20 protein-coding genes are annotated in these 22,828 nt (G+C 65.4%); 13 read left to right on the forward strand and 7 right to left on the reverse strand.

Annotated features, from left to right (window positions below):
- The first annotated feature begins 452 nt into the window (after positions 1-452).
- From dnaA to gyrB, 6 genes are all read left to right on the forward strand, one after another.
- Complete coding sequence (dnaA, locus tag G8O29_RS04600; RefSeq protein WP_166402034.1) at positions 453-1,808, forward strand: chromosomal replication initiator protein DnaA; 1,356 nt, start codon at positions 453-455, stop codon at positions 1,806-1,808.
- A 121-nt stretch (positions 1,809-1,929) separates the two neighbouring features.
- Positions 1,930-3,048 carry a DNA polymerase III subunit beta gene (dnaN, locus tag G8O29_RS04605; protein WP_166402035.1) on the forward strand — a complete coding sequence of 373 codons (1,119 nt, stop codon included), beginning with the start codon at positions 1,930-1,932 and terminating at the stop codon, positions 3,046-3,048.
- A 28-nt stretch (positions 3,049-3,076) separates the two neighbouring features.
- A complete protein-coding gene (gene recF, locus G8O29_RS04610) occupies positions 3,077-4,168 on the forward strand; it encodes a DNA replication/repair protein RecF (protein WP_166402036.1) in 1,092 nt (363 codons plus the stop codon).
- A complete protein-coding gene (locus tag G8O29_RS04615; RefSeq protein WP_166402037.1) occupies positions 4,165-4,695 on the forward strand; it encodes a GNAT family N-acetyltransferase in 531 nt (176 codons plus the stop codon). Before recF ends, G8O29_RS04615 begins: the two co-directional genes overlap by 4 nt.
- A 9-nt stretch (positions 4,696-4,704) precedes the next feature.
- Positions 4,705-5,325 carry a LysE family translocator gene (locus G8O29_RS04620; RefSeq protein ID WP_166402038.1) on the forward strand — a complete coding sequence of 207 codons (621 nt, stop codon included), beginning with the start codon at positions 4,705-4,707 and terminating at the stop codon, positions 5,323-5,325.
- Between the two features lie 81 nt (positions 5,326-5,406).
- Positions 5,407-7,857 (forward strand): DNA topoisomerase (ATP-hydrolyzing) subunit B, encoded by a 2,451-nt coding sequence (gyrB, locus tag G8O29_RS04625; protein WP_166402039.1) that lies wholly within the window; start codon positions 5,407-5,409, stop codon positions 7,855-7,857.
- Here the strand turns inward: gyrB and G8O29_RS04630 are convergent.
- The 6 genes from G8O29_RS04630 to G8O29_RS04655 form a co-directional block, all read right to left on the reverse strand.
- Positions 7,854-9,143, reverse strand: coding sequence for an alpha-L-rhamnosidase-related protein (locus G8O29_RS04630; RefSeq protein ID WP_166402040.1), 1,290 nt, complete (start codon positions 9,141-9,143; stop codon positions 7,854-7,856). The genes gyrB and G8O29_RS04630 overlap by 4 nt on opposite strands.
- Before the next feature lie 69 nt (positions 9,144-9,212).
- Positions 9,213-9,650: a hypothetical protein gene (locus G8O29_RS04635; protein ID WP_166402041.1), complete on the reverse strand. Its 438-nt coding sequence runs from the start codon at positions 9,648-9,650 to the stop codon at positions 9,213-9,215.
- A 224-nt stretch (positions 9,651-9,874) separates the two neighbouring features.
- Positions 9,875-10,861 carry a uroporphyrinogen decarboxylase family protein gene (locus G8O29_RS04640; RefSeq protein WP_166402042.1) on the reverse strand — a complete coding sequence of 329 codons (987 nt, stop codon included), beginning with the start codon at positions 10,859-10,861 and terminating at the stop codon, positions 9,875-9,877.
- Positions 10,858-11,913 (reverse strand): DUF4037 domain-containing protein, encoded by a 1,056-nt coding sequence (locus G8O29_RS04645; RefSeq protein ID WP_166402043.1) that lies wholly within the window; start codon positions 11,911-11,913, stop codon positions 10,858-10,860. Before G8O29_RS04645 ends, G8O29_RS04640 begins: the two co-directional genes overlap by 4 nt.
- A 24-nt stretch (positions 11,914-11,937) precedes the next feature.
- Complete coding sequence (rhaI, locus tag G8O29_RS04650) at positions 11,938-13,224, reverse strand: L-rhamnose catabolism isomerase (protein ID WP_367890123.1); 1,287 nt, start codon at positions 13,222-13,224, stop codon at positions 11,938-11,940.
- 9 nt (positions 13,225-13,233) lie between these two features.
- A complete protein-coding gene (locus G8O29_RS04655; RefSeq protein ID WP_166402045.1) occupies positions 13,234-15,303 on the reverse strand; it encodes a bifunctional rhamnulose-1-phosphate aldolase/short-chain dehydrogenase in 2,070 nt (689 codons plus the stop codon).
- A 161-nt stretch (positions 15,304-15,464) separates the two neighbouring features.
- On the opposite strand from G8O29_RS04655, the gene G8O29_RS04660 reads away from it, so the two are divergent.
- From G8O29_RS04660 to rhaM, 7 genes are all read left to right on the forward strand, one after another.
- Entirely contained in the window at positions 15,465-16,262 is a 798-nt protein-coding gene (locus tag G8O29_RS04660) for a DeoR/GlpR family DNA-binding transcription regulator (RefSeq protein ID WP_166402098.1), read from the forward strand.
- A gap of 40 nt (positions 16,263-16,302) precedes the next feature.
- Positions 16,303-16,497, forward strand: coding sequence for a hypothetical protein (locus G8O29_RS18220; protein WP_207623652.1), 195 nt, complete (start codon positions 16,303-16,305; stop codon positions 16,495-16,497).
- Positions 16,498-16,515: 18 nt separating this feature from the next.
- A complete protein-coding gene (locus tag G8O29_RS04665; RefSeq protein ID WP_367890125.1) occupies positions 16,516-17,346 on the forward strand; it encodes a substrate-binding domain-containing protein in 831 nt (276 codons plus the stop codon).
- A gap of 67 nt (positions 17,347-17,413) precedes the next feature.
- Positions 17,414-18,922, forward strand: a complete 1,509-nt coding sequence (locus G8O29_RS04670; protein ID WP_166402046.1) for a sugar ABC transporter ATP-binding protein — start codon at positions 17,414-17,416, stop codon at positions 18,920-18,922.
- Positions 18,923-19,076: 154 nt separating this feature from the next.
- Positions 19,077-20,081, forward strand: coding sequence for an ABC transporter permease (locus tag G8O29_RS04675; protein WP_166402047.1), 1,005 nt, complete (start codon positions 19,077-19,079; stop codon positions 20,079-20,081).
- Positions 20,078-21,034: an ABC transporter permease gene (locus G8O29_RS04680; protein ID WP_166402048.1), complete on the forward strand. Its 957-nt coding sequence runs from the start codon at positions 20,078-20,080 to the stop codon at positions 21,032-21,034. The genes G8O29_RS04675 and G8O29_RS04680 overlap by 4 nt, the downstream gene beginning before the upstream one ends.
- A complete protein-coding gene (gene rhaM, locus G8O29_RS04685) occupies positions 21,034-21,348 on the forward strand; it encodes an L-rhamnose mutarotase (RefSeq protein WP_166402049.1) in 315 nt (104 codons plus the stop codon). Before G8O29_RS04680 ends, rhaM begins: the two co-directional genes overlap by 1 nt.
- Positions 21,349-21,415: 67 nt before the next feature.
- On the opposite strand, the gene G8O29_RS04690 is transcribed toward rhaM, so the two are convergent.
- Positions 21,416-22,768, reverse strand: a complete 1,353-nt coding sequence (locus G8O29_RS04690; RefSeq protein ID WP_166402050.1) for an FGGY-family carbohydrate kinase — start codon at positions 22,766-22,768, stop codon at positions 21,416-21,418.
- Between the last annotated feature and the right edge of the window lie 60 nt (positions 22,769-22,828).

Consider the following 22,828-nt stretch of genomic DNA (forward strand, 5'->3'; position numbering starts at 1 on the left):
CGGCGACGGAAGCGGTCGGTTCGGCGCTCCGTTGCCGATTTGCCAGAGCCTCCGGATTCGATTTCGGCGAAGCCCTGTCAAGCGCGTTGTTCGGTTGCAGTGCCCGCAGCGGCCTTGCTAGCGTCTCCGTGCGATTCACTTCGTCTTGGGGGACAAGAACGGATCGCGAAGGAAAAACTGCTGCACGGACAGGCAGCGCATCCCGCGCCACTATCCGAGTTTTCTCTTTGCGATCAATGGATTTGAGATGGCAGCCAAGCCATCCCTGTCTGCATGGCCAAGCTGCCGGTGTGCCGGCAGGGCGCCCTGCGTCGTTCCGTCCCCCGACAGCTCTTGCGTCCGCATGGCCGATCCGGCCGGCGGTGCGACTGGTCGGTGTGGCTCGTTTGAAAAAGGTTAGGGGCAGGATCGAAGCGCTCGCCTTCGGTTCAGGGACATTGGCAGGTTGCAATATGACGAATGAAACCTGGGGGCAGGTTCGCGAAGAGCTGATCAAGCGGGTCGGAAAGCACAACTATGCCACCTGGATCGAACCGCTGAAGCTGTCGCAGCTGAAGAACGGGGTGGCCAGGTTCGAGGTGCCGACGATCTTCTTCGGCGACTGGGTCCAGCGCAATTACGGCGACCATATCCGCAGCCAGTTGAACAGCGCGGGCACTCCGGTTGATCGTCTGGAATTTGCCGTGGGTGCAGGGTCCGCGCCGGCCACGCCGCGCGTCGCCGGGCAAGGCAGCCAGCCCGCACGGCCCCGGGTTCCGGACGAGGAACTGCCCGGCGCGCCGCTGGATGCGCGCTTTACCTTCGATACCTTCGTCGTCGGCAAGCCGAACGAGCTGGCCCATGCCGCCGCGCGCCGGGTGGCCGAGGGCGGTCCGGTCACGTTCAACCCGCTGTTTCTTTACGGGGGCGTCGGCCTGGGCAAGACCCATCTGATGCATGCCATCGCCCATGACCTGCAAGCCCGCCGCCCCGAGCTGCGCGTGCTGTATCTGTCGGCCGAGCAGTTCATGTACCGCTTTGTCCAGGCGCTGCGCGACCGGCAGGTGATGGGTTTCAAGGAGCTTTTCCGCTCTGTCGATGTGCTGATGGTCGATGATGTCCAGTTCATCTCCGGAAAGGATTCGACCCAGGAGGAATTCTTCCACACCTTCAATGCCCTGGTGGACGCCAACAAGCAGATCGTCATCTCCGCCGACCGCGCGCCGGGAGAGATCAAGGATCTGGAGGACCGCATCAAGTCGCGCCTGCAATGCGGCCTCGTCGTCGACCTGCATCCGACCGATTACGAACTGCGGTTAGGTATCCTGCAACAGAAGGTGGATTATTATCGCAGCCAGTATCGCGGTCTGGTGCTGGCCGATGGCGTGCTGGAGTTCCTGGCGCACCGGATCACCACCAATGTCCGCGTGCTGGAAGGGGCGCTGACCCGCCTTTTCGCCTTCGCCTCCCTTGTCGGGCGCGAGATCACGCTGGACCTCGCCCAGGACTGCCTGGCAGACATCCTGCGTTCGTCCGACCGCAAGCTGACGATCGAGGAGATCCAGCGCAAGGTGGCCGAACACTACAACGTCCGCCTGTCCGACCTGATCGGGCCCAAGCGGCTGCGCACCATCGCCCGGCCGCGGCAGGTGGCGATGTATCTGGCCAAGCAGCTGACCCCGCGCTCGCTGCCGGAAATCGGCCGGCGGTTCGGCGGCCGCGACCATACGACGATCATGCACGGCGTGCGCAAGATCGAGGAACTGATGCAGACCGACAGCCAGCTGGCCGACGATCTCCAGCTTCTGCGCCGTCTGCTTCAGGGCTGAGGATCGGGGCCGCACTTGACGGCCCCGTGAAAGCCTTTCACAGTCCGGTTTGACATTTGCGACCCGGTGAAAACCGGATAAATTCGACGTCCCTTCAACGGGTCGGCAGGGGGAAGCCAGGATGAAACTCTCGATCGAACGCGCGACGCTTCTGAAGGCGCTGGCGCAGGCGCAGTCGGTGGTCGAACGCCGCAACACGATCCCGATCCTTGCCAACGTGCTGATCGAGGCCGAAGGATCGCAGGTGTCCTTCCGCGCGACCGATCTGGACATCGAGGTGGTGGACCGCGCCCCGGCGATGGTCGAGCGCGCCGGGGCGACCACCGTGTCGGCGGTGATGCTGCACGAGATCGTGCGCAAGCTGCCCGATGGCGCGCTGGTGAACCTGGTCGAAGACGCCGCGGCGGGCCGCCTGACCGTCACCGCGGGCCGATCGACCTTCAGCCTGGCGACGTTGCCGAAAGAGGACTTTCCGGTGATGGCCTCGTCGGAATATTCGTCGAACTTCTCGGCCCCCGCGCCGGTGCTGCGACGGCTGTTCGACAAGGCGAAATTCGCCATCTCCACTGAAGAGACCCGCTATTACCTGAACGGCGTCTACATGCACGTGGCGCAGGGCGAGGGCGGTCGGGTGCTGCGCTGTGTGGCGACCGACGGCCATCGTCTGGCCCGGATCGACGCGCCCCTGCCCGAAGGCGCCGAGGGGATGCCTGGCGTGATCGTGCCGCGCAAGACGGTGGGAGAGCTGCGCAAACTGCTGGATGACGACGATGCGACGATTGCAGTTTCTGTTTCCGAAACGAAGGTTCGCTTTGCGACCCCGGCCATAACCCTGACGTCGAAGGTCATCGACGGAACCTTCCCGGATTACACGCGCGTCATTCCGACCGGCAATACGCGCAAGCTGGAGGTTGACGCCAGCGAGTTCGCCAAGGCCGTTGACCGCGTGGCCACGGTGTCCTCGGAACGCTCGCGCGCGGTGAAGCTGTCGCTGGAAGAGGACCGGCTGGTCCTGTCGGTGAACGCCCCCGACTCGGGCGCCGCCGAAGAGGAACTGGCCGTGGCCTACGGCGACGACCGGCTGGAGATCGGCTTCAACGCGAAATATCTGCTGGAGATCGCCAGCCAGGTGGACCGCGAGAATGCCGTCTTCCTGTTCAACTCTGCCGCCGATCCGACCCTGATGCGCGAAGGCAACGACACCTCGGCGGTCTATGTCGTCATGCCGATGCGGGTCTGACATCGCCTTGCACTGAAAGGGAAATCGGGTGGGCGGTCTGGCGATCGAAACCCTGACGCTCGCGCATTTCCGCAGCCACCGGGCCACGCGGCTTGCCTTCGACGGGCGCCCGGTCGCCATCGTCGGTCCCAATGGGGCCGGCAAGACGAACATCCTGGAAGCCGTCTCGCTCCTGTCCCCCGGCCGTGGCCTGCGCCGCGCCGCGGCCGAGGATCTGGCCCGCAAGCCCGAAGCCGTGGGCTGGAAGATCGCCGCCACCGTGCGCGGCCTGTCCGCCGCGCATGAGCTGGAGACCTGGGCCGAAGCCGGAGAGCCTCGGCAGGTGCGCATCGACGGCAAGGCCGCAACTCAGGCCAGTCTGGGGCGTGCCCTGCGGATCCTCTGGCTGGTTCCGGCCATGGACCGGCTGTGGATCGAAGCCGCCGAGGGCCGCCGAAGGTTCCTTGACCGGATGACGCTCAGTTTTCACCCCGAGCATGCCGAACATTCGCTCATATACGAAAAGGCGATGCGTGACCGCAACCGCCTGATCAGGGATCAGGTGACCGACCCGCACTGGTATGCCGCGCTGGAGGCGCGGATGGCCGAGGCCGGCGAGGCGATCACGCGGAACCGTCACGCGGCGCTCGCGCGCATCGGCGCGGCGGCCGACCTGACGAGCGCCTTCCCCACGGCCGATCTCAGCCTTGTCGGCCCGGACGGCGGCGAGGAACCGTCGGATCTGGCCCTCGCCCTGGCCGAAGGTCGTCGCCGCGACATTGCCGCAGGCCGCACGCTGGTCGGCCCGCATCGCGCCGATCTGCTGGCGCGGTTCGCGGCGAAGGACGTGCCGGCGGACCAGTGCTCGACCGGAGAGCAGAAGGCGCTGTTGATCTCGCTGATCCTGGCCAATGCGCGCGCGCTGGCGCAGGACCTCGGCAAGGCGCCGATCCTGCTGCTGGATGAGGTCGCCGCGCATCTGGATGAACAGCGCCGCGCCGCGCTGTATGACGAAATCTGCGCGCTGGGTGCGCAGGCGTTGATGACGGGCACCGAGGCCGACCTGTTCGCGGCCCTCGGCGACCGGGGGCAGCGGCTGCGCATTCTGGACCGCAACGGCAGTTCGATGGTGGATGCATGACGCCAGAGACAATTCCGGAACATCTGCTCACAAATGCGGACGAAAGCGAGATCGCCCAGCTTCTGGCCCGCTGTTTTGCCACCGATTTCGGTGGCCGCAGCTTCTTTCAGACCCGCCACACCTGTCGGCATGTCCTGCGCCACGACCAGAGGATCATCGCGCATCTCGCCCTTCAACTGCGCGCCGTCCGCCTGGGTGAGGCGCTTGTGACCATTGCCGGGATCGCCGATGTGGCGACGGATCCCGACCACCGCGGCAGGGGTCATGCGACGCGGCTTCTGCAAGCCGCTCTGGCCGCCGCGCGCCGGTCTCCGGCCCGCCACGTGCTGTTGTTCGGGACCGCGAAGCTTTACGCAGCGGCGGGGTTCCGGCTGGTCGAGAATCCGCTGACCTACCTTGACATGACCGGCGCCCGGACCGGACAGCTGCACCGCGACAGGCCGGTGGAGCACCTGCAATGTCTTGATCTCGGTCCGGAAACATGGGACGGAACCGGGCCGCTCGACCTGCTCGGCGGGCTGTTCTGAGGCTTTCGCATGACCGTCACCTTCTGGCAGCTCTGGCTTTACGCGCTTGGTATGGCGGCGCTCTGGGCGGTCCCCGGTCCGGTCTGGGTGGCGCTGACGGCCCGGTCCCTTGCCTTCGGGATGCGGGGCGCCTGGCCGCTGGCTGTCGGGGTCGCGCTGGGAGACCTGATCTGGCCGCTGGCCGCCATCTTCGGGCTCAGCTGGGTTCTGTCCCTCTACGGCGACTTCCTGTCGGCGCTGCGCTGGGTGGCGGCGGCGGTGTTTCTGGCGATGGGGGTGCTGCTGATCCGCAAGCCGGCGGGCAGCATCGACGCCGACAGCCGGCTGACGCGCCCCGGTGCCTGGGCCGGCTTTGCGGTGGGCGTTGCGGCCGTGATCGGCAACCCGAAGGCGATCCTGTTCTACATGGGCGTGCTGCCCGGCTTCTTCGATCTGTCGCGCATCACGGCACTGGATATTGCCGCAATCCTGGCCATCTCGGCGCTGATCCCCATGCTGGGGAACCTGGCCCTGGCCTGGTTCCTGGACCGGGCGCGCAGGCTTCTGTCAAGCCCCGAAGCGATGCGGCGGCTGAACATCGTCTCGGGTTGCCTGCTGGTGGCGGTCGGGCTGATCATCCCCTTCACCTGACCCCTAAATCTGGTGGCCAAGGGGTGACATTGCCGCACCAAGCCGCTATAAATCGCGGGCAACGACAAGGGTTCCCCGCGCATGGCTGACCAGCCCAAGAACAACGCCGCATACGGTGCAGATTCCATCAAGGTTCTCAAGGGGTTGGAGGCGGTTCGCAAGCGCCCCGGCATGTATATCGGCGACACTGATGACGGCTCCGGACTGCACCACATGGTCTATGAGGTCGTCGACAACGGCATCGACGAGGCGCTGGCCGGACACGCGACCGAAGTCGTGGTGAAGATCCACGCCGACGACAGCGTTTCCGTCCGCGACAACGGCCGCGGCATCCCTGTCGACATCCACCCCGAAGAGGGCGTCTCGGCGGCCGAGGTCATCATGACCCAGCTGCACGCGGGCGGGAAATTCAACAACACGGACGAGGGCGGGAACGCCTACAAGGTCTCGGGCGGGTTGCACGGCGTGGGCGTGTCGGTGGTGAACGCCCTGTCGGAATGGCTGGAGCTGACGGTCTGGCGCAACGATACCGAATACCGCGCCCGGTTCGAGGATGGCGAGTGCACCGTCCATGTGCATGAGGTCGGCCCTGCGCCCGGCATGAAAGGCACGATGGTCCGCTTTCTGGCCAGCGCCAAGACAAATCGGCCGGACGGGACCTTTTCGAACCTCGACTACAGCTTCAAGACGCTGGAACACCGCCTGCGCGAGCTTGCCTTCCTGAACTCGGGCGTGCGCATCGTGCTGGAGGATGAACGCCACGCCGAACCGCAGCGGGTGGAGCTGTTCTACGAAGGTGGCGTGCGGGAATTCGTCAAGTACATCGACCGTTCCAAATCCAGCGTGATGGCCGAGCCGATCTACATGGTCGGCGAACGGAACGGCATCGGCGTCGAGATTGCGATGTGGTGGAACGACAGTTACCACGAAACCGTACTGCCGTTCACAAACAACATTCCGCAGCGCGATGGCGGCACCCACCTCGCCGGTTTCCGGGGTGCGCTGACCCGCACGATCACCGCCTATGCGCAGTCCTCGGGCATCGCCAAGCGCGAGAAGGTGGATTTCACCGGCGACGACGCGCGCGAGGGGCTGACCTGCGTGCTGTCGGTCAAGGTGCCGGACCCGAAATTCTCCAGCCAGACCAAGGACAAGCTCGTCTCGTCCGAAGTCCGCCCGGCAGTCGAGAACCTGGTCAACGAAAAACTTTCCGAGTGGTTCGAGGAAAACCCCGGCCCGGCGAAGATCATCGTCGGCAAGATCATCGAAGCCGCGCTGGCGCGCGAGGCCGCCCGCAAGGCGCGAGAGCTGACCCGGCGCAAGACGGCGCTGGATGTGGCGTCGCTGCCCGGGAAACTCGCCGATTGCCAGGAACGCGATCCCGCCAAGTCGGAACTGTTCCTCGTCGAGGGCGACTCGGCGGGCGGGTCCGCAAAGCAGGGCCGCAGCCGCGCCAACCAGGCCGTCCTGCCCCTGCGTGGCAAGATCCTGAACGTCGAACGCGCGCGGTTCGACCGGATGCTGTCGTCGCAGGAAATCGGCACCCTCATCACCGCGCTGGGCACCGGCATCGGCCGTGACGAATTCGACATCGGCAAGCTGCGCTATCACAAGGTCATCATCATGACCGACGCCGACGTGGACGGCGCGCATATCCGCACGCTGCTTCTGACCTTCTTCTTCCGCCAGATGCCCGCGCTGATCGAGGGCGGCTACCTCTACATCGCCCAGCCGCCGCTGTACAAGGTCGCCCGCGGCAAGTCCGAGGTCTACCTCAAGGACCAGGCCGCGCTGGAGGACTACCTGGTCGAGATGGGCACCGAAGGCGCGGTCCTTCGGCTGACCGACGGGCAGGAAATCGCGGGCAACGACCTGACCCGCGTGATCGAAGGCGCGCGCCAGTTTCGCCGGGTGCTCGACGCCTTCCCGACGCATTACCCTCGCCCCATCCTTGAACAGGCCGCCCTTGCCGGGGCCTTCGACCCGGGCAGCGCCGATGCCGACCTTCAGGCGGTGGCCGATACGGTGGCAAGGCGCCTGAACCTGATCGCGCCCGAGTTCGAGCGCGGCTGGCAGGGCCGCATTACCCAGGATCACGGCATCCGCCTCTCCCGCATCCTGCGGGGGGTGGAGGAGCTGCGCACGCTGGACGGCGCTGTCCTGCGGTCCGGCGAGGCGCGCCGGTTGTCCCAGGTTGCGGGCCACTATCGCGACATCTACCGCGACCCCGCGCGTCTGGTGCGCAAGGACCGCGAACAGGCGATCCACGGCCCCATCGACCTGCTGAAATCCATCCTGGCCGAGGGCGAAAAGGGCCTGACCCTGCAACGCTACAAGGGTCTGGGCGAGATGAACCCCGACCAGCTTTGGGAGACGACGCTCGACCCCGAGGCGCGGACGCTGTTGCAGGTCAAGGTCGACGATCTGGCCGAGGCGGACGACATCTTCTCCAAGCTGATGGGCGATGTGGTGGAACCCCGGCGCGAGTTCATCCAGCAGAACGCGCTGTCGGTCGAGCATCTGGACTTCTAAAGCCAGCCCAGCGGATGCGCCGAAAAGCCGTGGCAGGCGGACCCGTCGGGGAAGTCGATCGACCAGTTCTCTGGTGTCGTCGGCCTGCCTTCCCGCACCCAGCGTCCCCAGCGCGCGGCGATAATGGCGTGGATGTCCTTGCGACGGCCAAGCTGTTGCAGTGCAAGGAAAAGGTAGTGGTGCATGAAGGGGCTGGCGAGCGTCGGCTGTCCCGGCAGCGGCCCGTCCCGCAGGTCCAGTGAACGGGCGACGATCCGGTCGGCCAGTGCCCGCGCCTCGTCCCCGGAAACCATCCCCGTCAGGATCAAGAGCGCCAGCCCCAACTGGCTGGCCGCCTCGCCGCCCGGACTTTCCCGCCAGCTCTCCGTCGCCCGATGACCTTGCAGGGCCGCAGCCAACTCCCCCGCCTGCTCCGCCCAATCCGCCCTGCGCCCGACCCGATCCGCTAGCCCCGCCGCCAGCCGCAGCGCATGCAGATAGCGCAGGTTCAGCGTCAGGTTCGGCTCGGCCCGGCTCATCGGCGACCAGTCCAGGAACAGCCGCCGCCCGGGAGGATTCCGCAGCAACCCGTCCGACCCCCGGAAGGTCGCCATCCGCTCCAGCATCCGGGTCAGCACCCCCCAATGCCGCTGCCAGACCGATTCCGGCTCTGCCACCCCCGGATGCGTGGCGCAGCCTGCCAGCAGTTCCACCCAACTGAAGTTGTAATCCGTCACCGCATAGGCCGGGACCTCCCCCGGCAGGACCGAGGGCAACAGCCCCTCCGCATCCGCCCCCTCCGCCGCCATGTCGATGGCAAACAGCAGTGGCCGTGCATCGTCCGAGATCGCCCGCAGCGCCCAGTCCTGCGCCACGGCATCGCCCAGCCACAGGCTGCTTTCGCGCCAGACCCCGTCGACGAACCCATCCTGCAGGCAGTTCAGCGTGGTGCGGCGGCACATCTCGGCCACGCCTTGCAGGACGCCCTCCCGCTTTGGCACCGGCTTCTTCACCACCGGCGTCACCGGGAGCCGAACGGCGAACCGCGCGGCATGGGCCACCCCGCCGCCCTCCAGCGCAAAGACCAGATAGCGCGCACCCCGCGGCGTGAAGCCCTCCACCCGCTGCCGACCGGGGCGCAGGGTAAAGCGGTCCGTGGGCCGCATCCGGCAATAGGTTTCGGGATCGGGCAGCAGACAGTCACCGTCCCGCAGCTTCTCGGCGTAAGAGATCAGCAGCCGCTCTCCCCCCGCCGCCGTGAGTTCTGCCACCCCCAGACAGGCTCGGCTTTCGCCGAGGTCATACACCCAGATTGCCGATGTTCCGCGCGGCAGAAGGTCAGGGGCGCCGCCTGAAGCCGAGCCGGAAAACCCCCGTCACATATCGCCATGCGGATCGCCCGAAGCCAGGATCGAGGCACCCACCCGCACCTGCCAAGGCGTGTCCAGGGTCCGCTCTTCCTCCACCGGCAAGGCCGTCGCCCGTGGTCGCAGCCGTAGCCAGATCGGCCCCTCGGCCTCCTGCACCACCCGCGCGCTGTCCCAGCCCGAGGCCTCCGCCTCCACCCAGTTCTCGGCACAGCGCAGATCGCGGTCCTCGACTCCGCTGCCGTAGATCGAAACCCTCTCGACCCGATCCGACCACGACCTGTCCCGATGGACCTTCCAATCGGGACCTGTCCGCAGGACAATCTGTCCATCCACCTCCAGCCAGGCGATCATCCCGCAGGCGCCGCGATGGAGGTAGGCAAAATGGGAATGGCCGGGCGAATGGACCTGCACCGCGAACCGGTTCACACCCGCTCGCAGATTCATGATTGGACGTTCATCAACAGCCATCGAGGCGGGTCAGCACCGCTCTGGTCCACGCCCCACGAAGTCCCCATTGACCCACAACCGATACCGGCTGTCGGCGGAGATCCGAAAGACTGCCCATTTTGGGGAAGTTTCCAGAAGAATACCCGCACGAAAGTTCACATAGGCGTCGTGCAGATCGAACGGATGCGTCGGACCGATCCAGACCGTGCCATCTGGAGCCTTCACTGAAGCGTCCCGTATTGCGCCGCCAGCTTGTTCACCAGCCGATAGGCCCGCACCAGCCGCATCGGCGGGATGTCCGGCTGGATGAAGTGCCCGCCGTTGAAGATGAACCCGCCGCCCGGCGCATAGATGCCGAAGCGTTCCGTGATGTATTCGTCCAGCTCGTCGCCATCATATTTCAATAGCCCGTCGATCAGTTCCAGAGAGCCGTAGATGACAATCTTGTCGCCCCATTTCGCCTTCACCTCGCGCGGGTCGATCCCGGCGCTCTCCTGCACGGGATGCCAGGAGGTATAGCCCATCTCGATGATGTCATCGACCACCTGAAGGATATAGCCGTCGGAATGCAGGTTGACCGGCAACCCTCTGGACCTTGCGTATTGCACCACCCGCATCGCATAGGGCTTGATAAGCGCCCGCCAGGACTTCGGCGAAAACAGCATCGTCCCGTTCGAGCCCCAGTCGTCGGAAAGCGTCATCATGTCCACCCCCGCCTCGATCATCTGATCGACCTGGAGGCACATCCAGTCGGCATAGCGGTCGAAGAAATTCGCCATCTGCTGCGGATTACCGCCGAGGTTCATCCAGCAATTCTCGATGCCAAGAAAGCTCGACGTCCCCTCCACCATCCCCCAGCAATGCGCCAGCACGCAGCGCTTGCCCTTGTGGTCACGAATCGCGGTGGCAATGTTCGTGCCGCCGAAATCATGGTTCCAGTCGGTGAAATTCAGCCATTTGGGGTGCTTCGGGTCCTCCAGCGGCACATCGGCCAGCTCGTGGATGTCGAACTTGCGGCCGTACTGGTTCGGGAAGGGCATCAACCCGACGAACACGTCGATCCCGAACTCTTCGATGAACTTCTCGCGCGGGCCGTAATCAGCCTCCAGCCGTTCCAGGAACTGCTTCTGATAAAGCCAGCAGTCGATCGGCGTCCGGTCCACCGGCTGCCGATTGACCGTCGCCATCACCCGTTCACGACCGTTCATTCGTATACCTCCAGAAGCAGCATCCGCCGCCAGTCCTCCAGTCCCACTCCCGCGACGAATTCGGAATGGAACCCCTCCCAATGCACCTGCGCCCACTGCGGAACGATGCCGCGGATCTCGGCAGGGCACTTGCGGATCAGTTCGGCATAGGCCGATTCCAGCAGCCGATAGCCCGATGTTGCCGAGACCTTGTAACGCGGATGCGGCGCGATCAGACCGTCCTCGACCATGGCCTGATCCAGGATGTCCGACATCTGATGCAACAGCTCCAGCTTCCGCTCCCAGGGAGTCGAAAGCCTTGGCGCTTCCTCGACAATCGCCGCCAGACGCGCGCCCATCCTGCGCAGGCGGTGGAACATCACGGTCAGCCACTTGTCATAGGGATAGTAGGTCCGGTCCAGCAGGAACGCCATCTGTACTCCCCAGCGCAAGCTGCGGGCAAAGGTGGTGTTCGCGTAAAGCTCATTGTCGCGCAGCAAGGCCCGCTTCAGCGCATAGACCCCCATGCCGCTGAAATACCGGCACCAATGCGCAAGCCGCCGCAGCCGGACTTCCTCGGGGTAGTAGCCATTCAGCGCCTCCCGAACCGCCGAGAACCGACCGGAGGCGTCATGCCAGACCTCACCGGCGACGATGTGCATCACGTCCTCTTCCGGGATCGCCAACCATTGTGAATGACTGTTCGGTGGAGCATCCAGACCGATTGTCGATCTCAGGTGATGCTCCAACGATCCCAGAGCGACACCTTTTGTTCGCGTGTATCCCTCGCGCAGCTCGCGTCCCCGCCAGGCATGGGGCAGGCCCTCGGCCAAGGCATCCTCGATAAGCGCCCCGCGCGCGGCCATCACCCTTTCGGGCAGCAGCACGTTCACCCGCAGCCCGTAATGGTGGTCGGTGGAGTATTCGTCATCCAGCCCCAGCACTTCCGACCCATAGCCGAAGACCCCCGCCGCCATTTGCGCCGTCTCGACTGGAAAGCGCGAGGCCAGGAAGGGATGCACCACCTCATCCCAGAAGGCGTGGCTTTCGTCGATGATCGAGCGCTGTGTCATCCCCCCGGCCTCCCCTCTGGCACGTCAGACGATACCGCCACCGGCCCCCTTCACCTCCGGCCGCTCTTGCGCAACCCGGTCGCGGTAGCCCGAGGCGCGATAGGCCGCGATCGGATCATAGGCCCCGCCCTGCCGCATCCGCGCTTCGGCCAGGATCGGCGAGACGTCGGTCAGGAACCCGGCCTTCAGCGTTCGATGCGCGGCCATCACGTCGTTTGCCTCTTGCGCCTCGCTCAGCGCCTTGCGGTCCACCAGCGACGCCTGCATATGGGCCCGCGCGATTTCCACCGCCGATGCCATCAGGCTTTCGATCGGATCGGTCACGTTATGGCTCTGGTCGATCATGTAGGCAGGATCGAACCCTTTGGCCCCGCGCTGCTCCGCCTCGTCCAGCTCGTTGACCACCAGGAACAGCCGGAACGGGTCCACCGAGCCCGAGTCCAGATCGTCATCGCCATATTTCGAGTCGTTGAAATGGAACCCGGCAAGCCGCCCGACATGCACCAGTCGCGCCACGATCTGCTCGATGTTCACGTTCGGCGCGTGATGGCCGAGGTCCACCAGACATTGCGCTTGCGGCCCCAGATGTTGTGCCGCCATCAGCGACGCCCCCCAGTCGCTGATGACTGTGGAATAGAAGGCCGGTTCATACATCTTGTGTTCGATGAACAGGCCCATGTTCGGCGGCAGGGCGGCATAGACCTCTTCCATCGCCTTCAGGTAATTCTCGAACATGCCGGAAAGGCTCTGCTGCCCCGCAAAGTTCGTGCCGTCGCCGATCCAGACCGTCAACGCCGGGGACCCGAAGGCCTTGCCGATCTCGATGCATTCGATGTTGTGCGCCACTGCCTGCGCACGGATATCCGAACGGGCGTTCGCCAACGATCTATAGCGGTAGGACAGCGCCTGATCCGCCTGGTCCTGGAAGGTGTTGGAGTTCACCGCATCGAACCCGAGCCCATCCTGCGCCGCTTCCTGGCGCAACGCGTTGTAGTCGCTGACCTTGTCCCAGGGGATATGCGGTGAGACCGTCCGCGTCCCCCGCGTCAGCTGCTGGATCACCCCGCAATCGGCCAGCTTGTCGTGGATGTTCCGCGGCTCCCCTTTCCCCGGAAATCGTGCGAACCGGGTCCCTCCGGTCCCCACGCCCCAGGTCGGCACCGCAACTGACCAGGCCATCGCCCGCTTCACCAGAGCCTCGATGTCCACGCCCCGGCGTTCCAGCTTCCGCCCCAGCGCGCCGAACTCATCCTCATGCGCCGCCCGCGCTGTCTCGTTCAGGCTGCCAATCAGATCCTCGGAAATCAGCATCCCCACCCCCTAGCGCGTGAAGGACACGGCATTGCCCGCGTCCACGTTCAGGAAATTGCCCGTGCTCTTGGCCGACAGGTCGCTGGCGAAAAAGCAGACCGCCTCGGCGATGTCCTCGGGGAAGACCGACCGCTGCAAGAGGCTGCGCTTGCGGTAATGCTCCTCCAGTTCGCTGACGGCGATCTTGTTCGACGCCGCGCGCTGTTCGGACCACTCGCCCTTCCAGATCTTCGAGCCCCTCAGAACGGCGTCCGGGTTCACCACATTGACCCTGATCCCCATCGGAGCCCCCTCAAGCGCCATGCAGCGCGCCAAGTGGATTTCCGCCGCCTTGGCCGTGCAATAGGCAGAGGCGCCGGGCGACGCCGCCACCCCGTTCTTCGACGAGACGAACACCATCGACCCGCCGAGTCCCTGAGCCTTCAGAACACGATAGCCCTCGCGGCCGACCAGGAAATAGCCGGTGGACAGGATGTCCATCGTCCGGCTCCACATGGCCAGCGTCGTATCCTCGACCGCCGCGGCGCTGGTGATCCCGGCGTTGTTCACCACCACATCCAGCCCGCCATATTCGCCCACGGTATACTCCACCGCCGCGATCACCGCCGCCTCGGAGGTCACGTCCATTACCACCCCTCGCACCATGTCGCGGCCATAGCGCTTGCCAAAACCGCTGACGACCTCATCCAGCGCGGTCTGGTCGATATCGGCCAGCACCACGTTGCAGCCCTCGCGCAAGAGCCGTTCCGCCGAGGCCGAGCCGATCCCCCCCGCGCCGCCGGTGATGAAGGCCACCCGCCCCGCCATCGATTTCGGCTTCGGCAGTCGCTTGAGCTTCGCCTCTTCCAGAAGCCAGTATTCGATGTCGAAAGCCTCCTGCTCGGGCAGGCCCTGATAGCGCGAAACCCCCGAGGCCCCCCGCATCACATTGATCGCGTTGACGTAGAACTCGGCCGAGACCCGGGCCGTCGCCTTGTCCTTGGCGAAAGAGATCATCCCCACGCCCGGCACCAGATAGATCACCGCGTTCGGGTCGCGCATGGCCGGGGAGTTGGGACGCTTGCAGCGGTCGTAGTAGGCCGCATAGTCTGCCCGATACCCGGCAATCAGCGCGTCCAGCGCCGCCGCATCCGCATCCGCTGGAACAACCAAAGGCTTGATCTTCGTCCGCAGGAAATGGTCCGGGCAGGACGTTCCCATCGGCGTCAGATCTGAAAGCGAATGGGAGTTCACAAACTCTAGCACTTCCGGCGCATCGGTGAAATGGCCCACCATATGCGCGCCTTGCGATATGCGTCCCCGGATCAACGGCATCAGCCGCCGCGCGGTGGCCCGCCGCGCATCGGCGGCCAGCGCAGGAACCTTCTCCCCGCCAAACACCGGCCGCTTCACGTTCGCATCCAGCCAGACCGCCGCGCGGTTTATCATCTCCAGCGTCAGCAGGTAGCAGTCCTTCGCCGTTTCGCCCCAGGTGAACAGCCCATGCTGCCCCAGCACCACGCCTTTCAGCGCGGGGTTCTCCTCCGCCATCCGGCCCAGCTTGATCCCGAGATCAATCCCCGGCCGCTGCCACGGCAGATACCCGAGTTCGCCCCCGAATATCTCCTCCGTCAGCCGCACCTGATCGACGCAGGCGGCAATCGCGATCACCGCGTCGGAATGGACGTGGTCCACATGCGCATGGGGCACGAAGCCGTGCAACCAGGTGTCGATCGACGGCGCACGGGGATTCAGGTTGAAGATCGTGTGGCCCAAAGCCTCGACCATCGCGTCTTCCTGATCGAGCCCGCGATACTGCGCCCGCAGCTGCATCAGCTTTGACATGTACAGCGTCGCAAAGCCATCGAGCTTCATCGAGCCGATGTCCCCGCCGGATCCCTTGACCCACAGCACCTGCACGTCCTCCCCGGACAGCGGGTCCTTGTTCATGACCTTGGCCGAGGTGTTCCCCCCGCCGAAATTGGTGATTCGCAGGTCCGACCCCAGCAGATTGGAACGGTAAAGCAGCTTCCCCGGCTCATCCAAACTGGCGGCATAAGCGTCGTCCCACAGGGACTTGAGGGTGATTTCCTGGGTCATCGGTCCGGACTTTGGCTGGAAAGGGTTGCCCGAAGGATAGGGACGAAACGCTCACAGTCAATCACGAAACGCCATTCTGCGCCGCAAAGTCTCTTCCGCATTGCAGCATTGCGATTGTTTGTTGACGGATATGAGCGAGTCTGACAGCCTTCCCCACCATGATGCATGAACGCGAAAGATGGCAGCTGATCCTGACCCGCCTGCGGGACCGTGGCATTGTCCGCGTCGCCGATCTGGTGGGCGTGACCGGAGCCTCGGTCGCCACCCTGCGCCGCGACCTTGCGAAACTGGAGGACTCCGGCCAGCTGCGCCGCGTCCACGGCGGGGCGGAATCCGTGGCCTCTGGCCAGACGCCGCTGACCGCGCCCAGCTTTGACGCAAGCCAGACCCTGAACGCCGAAATGAAGCGCGCTGTCGCCCAGGGCGCCGCCAACCTCTGCCAGGACGGCGATTCGATCATCCTGAACGCGGGTTCCACCACCTGGTTCATGGCGCAACGCCTGCGTCAGCACCGGATGCAGGTCCTCACCAATTCCTTCCCCATCGCGCAGGAACTGATCGCCCATTCGGCGAACCGCGTCGTCCTGCCGGGGGGTGAGCTTTACCGTGAGGCCGGGATCATCCTGTCCCCCTTCGACGAGGACGCGATCCAGCATTTCGCGGCCTCGAAGATGTTCATGTCCTGCTATTCGATCACGCCCTTGGGCATCATCGAAAGCGACCCGCTGGTGGCCCGGGCCGAGGCGAAGCTTCTGTCCCGCACCGAAAGACTGATTGTCGTCGCCGACTCGACCAAGTTCGAGGCGCGCGGCAACATGGTGGTCTGCCCCCTGACCCGTGTCTCAACGCTGGTCACCGACACGGGCGCGCCGCCGCACATGCTGGATCACCTGCGACAGCTGGGCGTCGAGGTGATCCTGATCGACCCCAAGGAAGCGAAGGTCCTGACTGCGGCTTGAGGAGGGCGCGGCAGGAACAACAAACGGGAGGAGACTGGAAATGAAGATGGAACTCACGGGCCTTGCCTTTGCTGCGGGCCTTGCGACCCTGATGGGCTCGACCGCCATGGCCGAACCCGTCACCGCCACCCCCGGCCAGGAAGTCAACGCGGTCCTCTTGCCGAAATTCCTCGGCATCCTGCCGTTCGACCAGGCCAACCGCGGCGCTCAGGAAGCCGCCAAGGAGCTTGGCTAGACGGGCAAGCTGGAATTCATCGGCCCGACGCCCGAGAATTCGGCCGCCGGACAGATCGAAATGCTGACCACCGCCACCACCCAGAAGCAGCATGTCGTGATGCTGTCGAACAATGCCGGCGACCAGATCGCCCCTGCCGCCGAGGCAGCCCAGGCCGCGGGCACCAGGGTCGTGACCTGGGACAGCCCGATCCCCTCGGGCGAGGGGGAGTCGTTCTTCGTGGCCCAGGTCGATTTCGGCTCGATCGGCACCGTCATGGCCGACATGGCCTACGACCTTGCCGGAGGCGCGGGCGAATTTGCGGTCCTCTCGGCCAGCCCTGACGCGGCGAACCAGAACGCCTGGATCGACATGATGAAAGAGGCGCTGAAGGGCGACAAGTACAAGGACCTGAAGCTGGTCGATGTCGTCTACGGCAACGACCAGTCGGAAGAGTCCTACAACAAGGCGCTTGGCCTCGTGGACAAATACCCCGACCTCAAGGTGATCATGGCCCCGACCACTGTCGGCATCGTCGCCGCCGCGAAGGCCATGCAGGACGAAGGCCTGTGCGAGAAGGTCAAGGTCTCGGGACTCGGTCTGCCCGCCGAAATGGTCAGCTACACGATGAACGGCTGCGCCCCCCAGTTCGCGCTGTGGAGCTTCGTGGACCTCGGTTACCTGACCTACCAGGCGTCCTACGCCCTGGCGACGGGTGCCATCAAGGGCGAGGTCGGTGAGGAATTCACCGCCGGCCGCATGGGCAGCTTCAAGATCGAGGAAGACCCGGGCCGTCCGGGCGCCAAGCGCGTGCTGATGGGGCCGTTCACGGTCTACACCAAGGACAACGTCGAGGCCGCCGCCAACTAAGTCAGCCTTTGCTCCCAAGGGGGTCGCCTTGCGCGGCCCCCTTCCCCTTCTGATATCGGAAATCCCCATGACCCAGCCGGTCCTGGAACTCAAAGGCCTGTCCAAATCCTTCGCCGCCACCCAGGCGCTCAAGGACATGTCGCTTGCCGTCATGCCCGGCGAGGTCCACGCCATCGTCGGCGAAAACGGCGCGGGGAAATCCACCCTCATCAAGATCATGACCGGCGTCCACCAGCCCGACACCGGCACCATCACCGTCGACGGCCAGCCCGTCACCCTGCGCTCGACCCAGGCCGCGCAGGACGCAGGCATCGCCGCGATCTATCAGGAGCCGATGGTCTTTCCCGACCTCAACGTCGCCGAGAACATCTTCATCTCGAACCGCGCCAAGGGCCGGATCATGCGCTGGTCCGAGATCTACGCCGAAGCCGAGGCCCTGATCGCCCCCTTGGGCGTCAAACTCGACGTCAGCCGCGCCGCCTCCGGCCTTACGCTCGCCGAACAGCAGACGGTGGAAATCGCCCGCGCACTGTCGCTGAAGGTCAAAGTCCTCATCATGGACGAACCCACCGCGAGCCTTTCCGCCCATGAAGTCGCCCGCCTGCTCGACATCGCCCGCGCGCTGAAGGCGCAGGGCGTCGCCGTCATCTACATCTCCCACCGCCTGGACGAGATCTTCCGCATTGCCGACCGCGTCACCGTGATCCGCGACGGCCAGCACATCTCCACCAAACCCATCGCCGAGGTCACCGAAGACGGCCTCGTCAAGGACATGGTCGGCCGTGCCCTGGAAAGCTTCGCCGTCAAGAACGCCGCCACCCCCCACGGCGAGACCCTCCTCTCCGTGAACAACCTCACCTGCACCGGGATCTTCCAGGGCATCACCTTCGACCTCCACAAGGGCGAAGTCCTCTGCCTCGCCGGTCTGGTCGGAGCCCGCCGCACCGATGTCGCCCTCTCCCTCTTCGGCATCGCCCAGGCGACCGACGGCACCATCACGCTGGCAGGCCAACAGGTCCGCATCACCACCCCGCAGCAGGCGATGGACCTCGGGATCGCCTATGTCTCCGAAGACCGCCGCAAGCTCGGTCTCGCCATGCCGCTGCCGATCTTCGCCAACATCTCGCTGGCAAGCCTGAAAAAACTTCTCAAACCCCTCGGCCTCATCGACCGCACGGCCGAGGCCGCAATGGCCGAAACCTATCGCGCTGGCCTCGCGATCAAGACCCCCGACATCCGTCTCGAAGTCGGCAAACTCTCCGGCGGCAACCAGCAGAAGGTCATGCTGGCAAAGTGGTTGGAGACGAAACCAAGGGTCCTGATCTTCGACGAACCCACCCGCGGCATCGACGTCGGTGCCAAGGCCGAGGTCCACGCCATCATCCGCCAGCTTGCCGCCGAAGGCGTCGCCATCCTCGTCATCTCCTCCGACCTGCCCGAGGTCCTGGCGCTGGCCGACCGCATCCTCGTCATGCGTGAGGGCCGCCAGTCCGGCATCCTGCCCATCGAAGAGGCCACCCAGGAACGCGTCATCGCGCTTGCCGCAGGCCAGACCACCGAAAGACCCGCCGCATGACCGCGCGCCAACCTCTCATCCTTTCATCTGTCCCCAAATATCCCCGCCGGAGGCACCCCGAGCCGGTTGCGCGGCCCTTGTGCCGCGCAGAGGCGAGACAAAAGGCTTGCGCGTCAGCGCTCAATTCGAAAACCGCCCGAGCCGGGGGCCGCAGATGACCCTCCTGACCCGCGCCTCGCCGCAGACCCTGCGCCTTCTGGCCCTCGGCCTCGCCCTTCTGGCGACGATCCTCTTCTTCGCCACCCAGATCGAAGGCTACCTCTCCCCCCGCATGTTCAACCGCATCTCGAGTTCCACCGCCGTCGTGCTGCCGGTCGCGGTCGGCCAGGCCATCGTCATCATGACCCGCAACATTGACCTCTCAGCAGGTTCGATGCTCGGCGTGGTGGCCTACATGGCCGGGCAAATCCTGAGCGCAAACCCCGACCTCCACCCCATCCTCGCCGTCCTCTTCTGCATGGCCCTCGGCGCGGGCCTCGGGGCGATCAACGGCCTCATCATCGCCTTCGGCCGGGTACCCTCGATCATCGTCACCCTCGGCACCCTCGCCTTGTTCCGCAGTTTCCTCGTCGAATGGTCCGACGCCAAGACCATCACCACCGCGATCCTGCCGCAATGGCTCGTCGACCTGCCGTCGGCAAACGCCGTCTCGATTGGTGGGCTCGACATCCGCGTCACCGTCGTCCTGGCCCTCGCAGCCGTCCTCGTCACCGGCCTTGCCCTCACCTTCTACCGCCCCGCCCGCCGCTTCTACGCCGTGGGCTCCAACCCCGACGCGGCCGTCATGGCGGGGATCAATGCGCCCCGAGTCGTCCTGACCGCCTTCATCCTGTCCGGGGCCTTCGCCGGTCTCTCCGGCTTCCTGTTCCTCGCCAAGTTCGGCAACATCACCGTGGTCGCGGGCCTCGGCTACGAGTTGAAATCCATTGCCGCCGTCGTCGTGGGCGGTGTCTCGATCATGGGTGGCTCCGGCTCCATGATCGGCGTCCTGATGGGCGCGCTTCTGGTCGACACCATCGACAACTCGCTCACCCGCTGGGCCGTCGTCTCCGAATTCTGGCGCGACGCGTTGCTCGGAGGCCTCATCATGGCCGCGGTCACGGTGGACACGCTCGCCAGCCGCCAACTGGCGCGCCTGCGCAAGGGGGGAACGCAGTGACCCGCTTCCTGACCCCCTGGGAAACCGGCCTCCTCGCCGTCTTCCTTGCCACCCTCGCGCTCAACGCCAGCTTCGCGCCGGAATTCCTGACGGTGCAGAACCAGATCAACCTGTTCCAGCTGCATGTCGAAAAGATCATCGTCGCCCTGGTGATGACAATCGTCATCATCAACGCCGAGATCGACCTCTCCGTCGCCTCGATCATGGGCCTCTCCGCCGCGCTGTTCGGCGATCTCGTGAACGCAGGTACGCCGGGCGGCCTCGCCATCCTGATCTGCCTCGGCGCCGGGCTGCTGGCGGGCCTCGTCAACGCCATCCTCGTCGCCCGCGTCGGCATCCCCTCCCTTGTCGTCACGCTTGCCATGCTGATCGGCTTCCGTGGCCTCGCCCGGGTCCTCGTCACTGACAACTCGCTCGGCAATTTCCCCGCCTGGTTCACCGATCTCGGCCAGAAGGGCCTGATCGGCCCGATCCCGCTGTCGCTCCTTCTGTTCTTCCTTCTTCTGATCCTCCTCGGCATGACGCTCCACCGCTCCTCTTTCGGGCGTCAGGTCATCGTCATCGTCACCAACGCCGAGGTCGCCCGCTTCTCCGGCTTGAACGTCGCGCGGGTGAAGACCGTGCTCTTCCTCCTCTCCGCGCTGATCTCTGCCGTCGCGGGCCTCCTCTACGACGCGCGACTGGGTTCCGTCCGCGGCGACACCGCGCTGGGGTTCGAGCTGGACATCATCACCATGGTCCTTCTGGGCGGCGTGAGCATCTTCGGCGGCAAGGGCAGCATGGTGGGGGTGCTGCTCTCCATCCTCATCATCCTGAACCTGAGAAACGGCATGGGCCTGATGAACATCACCGGCCACATGCAGACCGGGGTGATCGGCCTTCTGCTGATCGGCTCGGTCCTTCTGCCGAACCTCCTGAACGACTTCCGCGCCCGGAAGAGAAAGGATGCCTGATGCAACGCCATGCCTTCAAGATGCGCCTCAATCCGGGGATGGAGGCCGAATACACCCGCCGCCACGACGAAATCTGGCCCGAACTGGTCCAGCTTCTGAAGGACAGCGGCATCTCGAACTATTCGATCCACCTCGACCGCGAGACGATGACGCTCTTCGGCTACCTCGAACGCCGCGACGACCACCGGATGGACGACCTGCCGACGCATCCGGTGATGAAGAAATGGTGGGCCTACATGGGCGACATCATGGCCACGAACCCAGACGGCTCCCCCGTCGCGATCCCGCTGACCGAGACCTTCCACATGCCCTGACCACCGCTCGTCGTGCGCCTGCGGCTTCTCCTCGCCCGCGACGAGAAGCGAAGCGCACGAGGAGCCGCTACCACCGGGCAACAGCCTCGTGCCACGCCCGAACATACCCGGTCCAAAGCGCATCGCTTTCCGGATGAACCTCCACCGCCGGAACACCCCCGGCCTGCAACGGCCCCGCAAGCAGCGCCGCCCCCAGCCCTGTGCCCGCGCCCGCCCCCGACCCCCGCACCACGCGCCCCGTCGCCGTCGCCAGCATCCGCAGGAACGCGAGGTTCCCCCCGAACGACCCTTCCACGATCACCGGCCCTTCGGCCCCGACCAGGGAAAGACACTCTGCCCCCATCATCGCCGCATAGAACGACGCCGCTGCCATCCGCGCCCCGCCTTCCGGCTCTCCGCCAATCAAGCCGAACCGCTTGCCCGGAAACGGTCCCGTCCCCGGATGCAAGGACGGCATCGCCATCACCCGCCCCTCCAGCACCACACGAAGATCATCCGGCGAAGGCTCCACGATCCGCCCGCCCATGATCTCTTCGACCTCGCGGCCCCCCATGAACCGCGCCGTCGGCACCGGCTGCCCCAGCGCATTCACATTCACCAACACATCGCGGCCCGCATCCAACTCCACTGTCCGACCGCCCAAAGCCATCACGATCATCCAGGTCCCGGTCGAGATCACCCCGCACGGCGCCTTCCCCAGATGCGGCACCAGAGACGCGTTGGAATCATGGATCCCGCACAAGACCGGCGTCCCCGCCGCCAACCCCGTCGCCGCCGCCACCTCTGGCAACACCGGCCCCAGCACATCCGCAGCCTTCCGCACCGGAGGGAACAACCCCTCCCACCCCATCCGACCGACCAGCGACGAAAACCGCCCCTCCCAGGGGTTCCACAGATCCGTGTGGCATCCCAGAGAGGTCGCCTCGCTAGCCGCAACGCCGGACAACCGGAACGACCAGTACTGCGCCAGCATCAGCACCTGCCGCGCCTTCGCGAATTCGGCCGGGAAGGCGCGGGAAAGCCAGAACAGCTGCGCGCCGACGTTCAGCCCCACCGGCAACCTTGGAGACCCCGTCTCCGCAAACCCCGGCCGCACCGCGTCATACTCTGCCGCAAGCGCATCCGGCCCGTCATGCTCGTAATCCAGCATCGGCAGAGCCAACCCGCCGTCCGCATCCACCAGCACGCAAGCCGCCCCATGCGTGGTGACAGATACCGCATCCACCCCCCGCGCCGCGGCCAGCCGCAACCCGGACAGTGCGAATCCCCACAGCGCCTCCAGATCGTGATGCGGATAACGCCCGTCCCGCACGACCGCATTCGGCACCCGCGCCATTACCTCCTCGGCCCCCGTGGCCAGGTCCACGACCAGCACCTTCACATTCGTCTTGCCGATGTCCAGAACCGCGACCCGCCGCATCCGCCAGCCCCCGGAAACCCAGAGGCAAAGCCTATCCGACTGATTTCAAACAGGGAAGGA

It is taken from the genome of Rhodobacter calidifons, from assembly GCF_011174775.1.
Lineage (GTDB): Bacteria > Pseudomonadota > Alphaproteobacteria > Rhodobacterales > Rhodobacteraceae > Tabrizicola > Tabrizicola calidifons.

Coding starts and splice junctions, on each gene's coding strand:
- G8O29_RS04675 (WP_166402047.1), top strand. CDS start 19,077: ATGACCCTCCTGACCCGCGCCTCGCCGCAGACCCTGCGCCTTCTGGCC.
- G8O29_RS04670 (WP_166402046.1), top strand. CDS start 17,414: ATGACCCAGCCGGTCCTGGAACTCAAAGGCCTGTCCAAATCCTTCGCC.
- G8O29_RS04645 (WP_166402043.1), bottom strand. CDS start 11,913: ATGACACAGCGCTCGATCATCGACGAAAGCCACGCCTTCTGGGATGAG.
- gyrB (WP_166402039.1), top strand. CDS start 5,407: ATGGCTGACCAGCCCAAGAACAACGCCGCATACGGTGCAGATTCCATC.
- G8O29_RS04690 (WP_166402050.1), bottom strand. CDS start 22,768: ATGCGGCGGGTCGCGGTTCTGGACATCGGCAAGACGAATGTGAAGGTG.
- dnaA (WP_166402034.1), top strand. CDS start 453: ATGACGAATGAAACCTGGGGGCAGGTTCGCGAAGAGCTGATCAAGCGG.
- G8O29_RS04660 (WP_166402098.1), top strand. CDS start 15,465: ATGCATGAACGCGAAAGATGGCAGCTGATCCTGACCCGCCTGCGGGAC.
- G8O29_RS04620 (WP_166402038.1), top strand. CDS start 4,705: ATGACCGTCACCTTCTGGCAGCTCTGGCTTTACGCGCTTGGTATGGCG.
- dnaN (WP_166402035.1), top strand. CDS start 1,930: ATGAAACTCTCGATCGAACGCGCGACGCTTCTGAAGGCGCTGGCGCAG.
- rhaM (WP_166402049.1), top strand. CDS start 21,034: ATGCAACGCCATGCCTTCAAGATGCGCCTCAATCCGGGGATGGAGGCC.
- G8O29_RS04640 (WP_166402042.1), bottom strand. CDS start 10,861: ATGAACGGTCGTGAACGGGTGATGGCGACGGTCAATCGGCAGCCGGTG.
- G8O29_RS04635 (WP_166402041.1), bottom strand. CDS start 9,650: ATGAATCTGCGAGCGGGTGTGAACCGGTTCGCGGTGCAGGTCCATTCG.
- rhaI (WP_367890123.1), bottom strand. CDS start 13,224: ATGCTGATTTCCGAGGATCTGATTGGCAGCCTGAACGAGACAGCGCGG.
- G8O29_RS18220 (WP_207623652.1), top strand. CDS start 16,303: ATGAAGATGGAACTCACGGGCCTTGCCTTTGCTGCGGGCCTTGCGACC.
- G8O29_RS04655 (WP_166402045.1), bottom strand. CDS start 15,303: ATGACCCAGGAAATCACCCTCAAGTCCCTGTGGGACGACGCTTATGCC.
- G8O29_RS04615 (WP_166402037.1), top strand. CDS start 4,165: ATGACGCCAGAGACAATTCCGGAACATCTGCTCACAAATGCGGACGAA.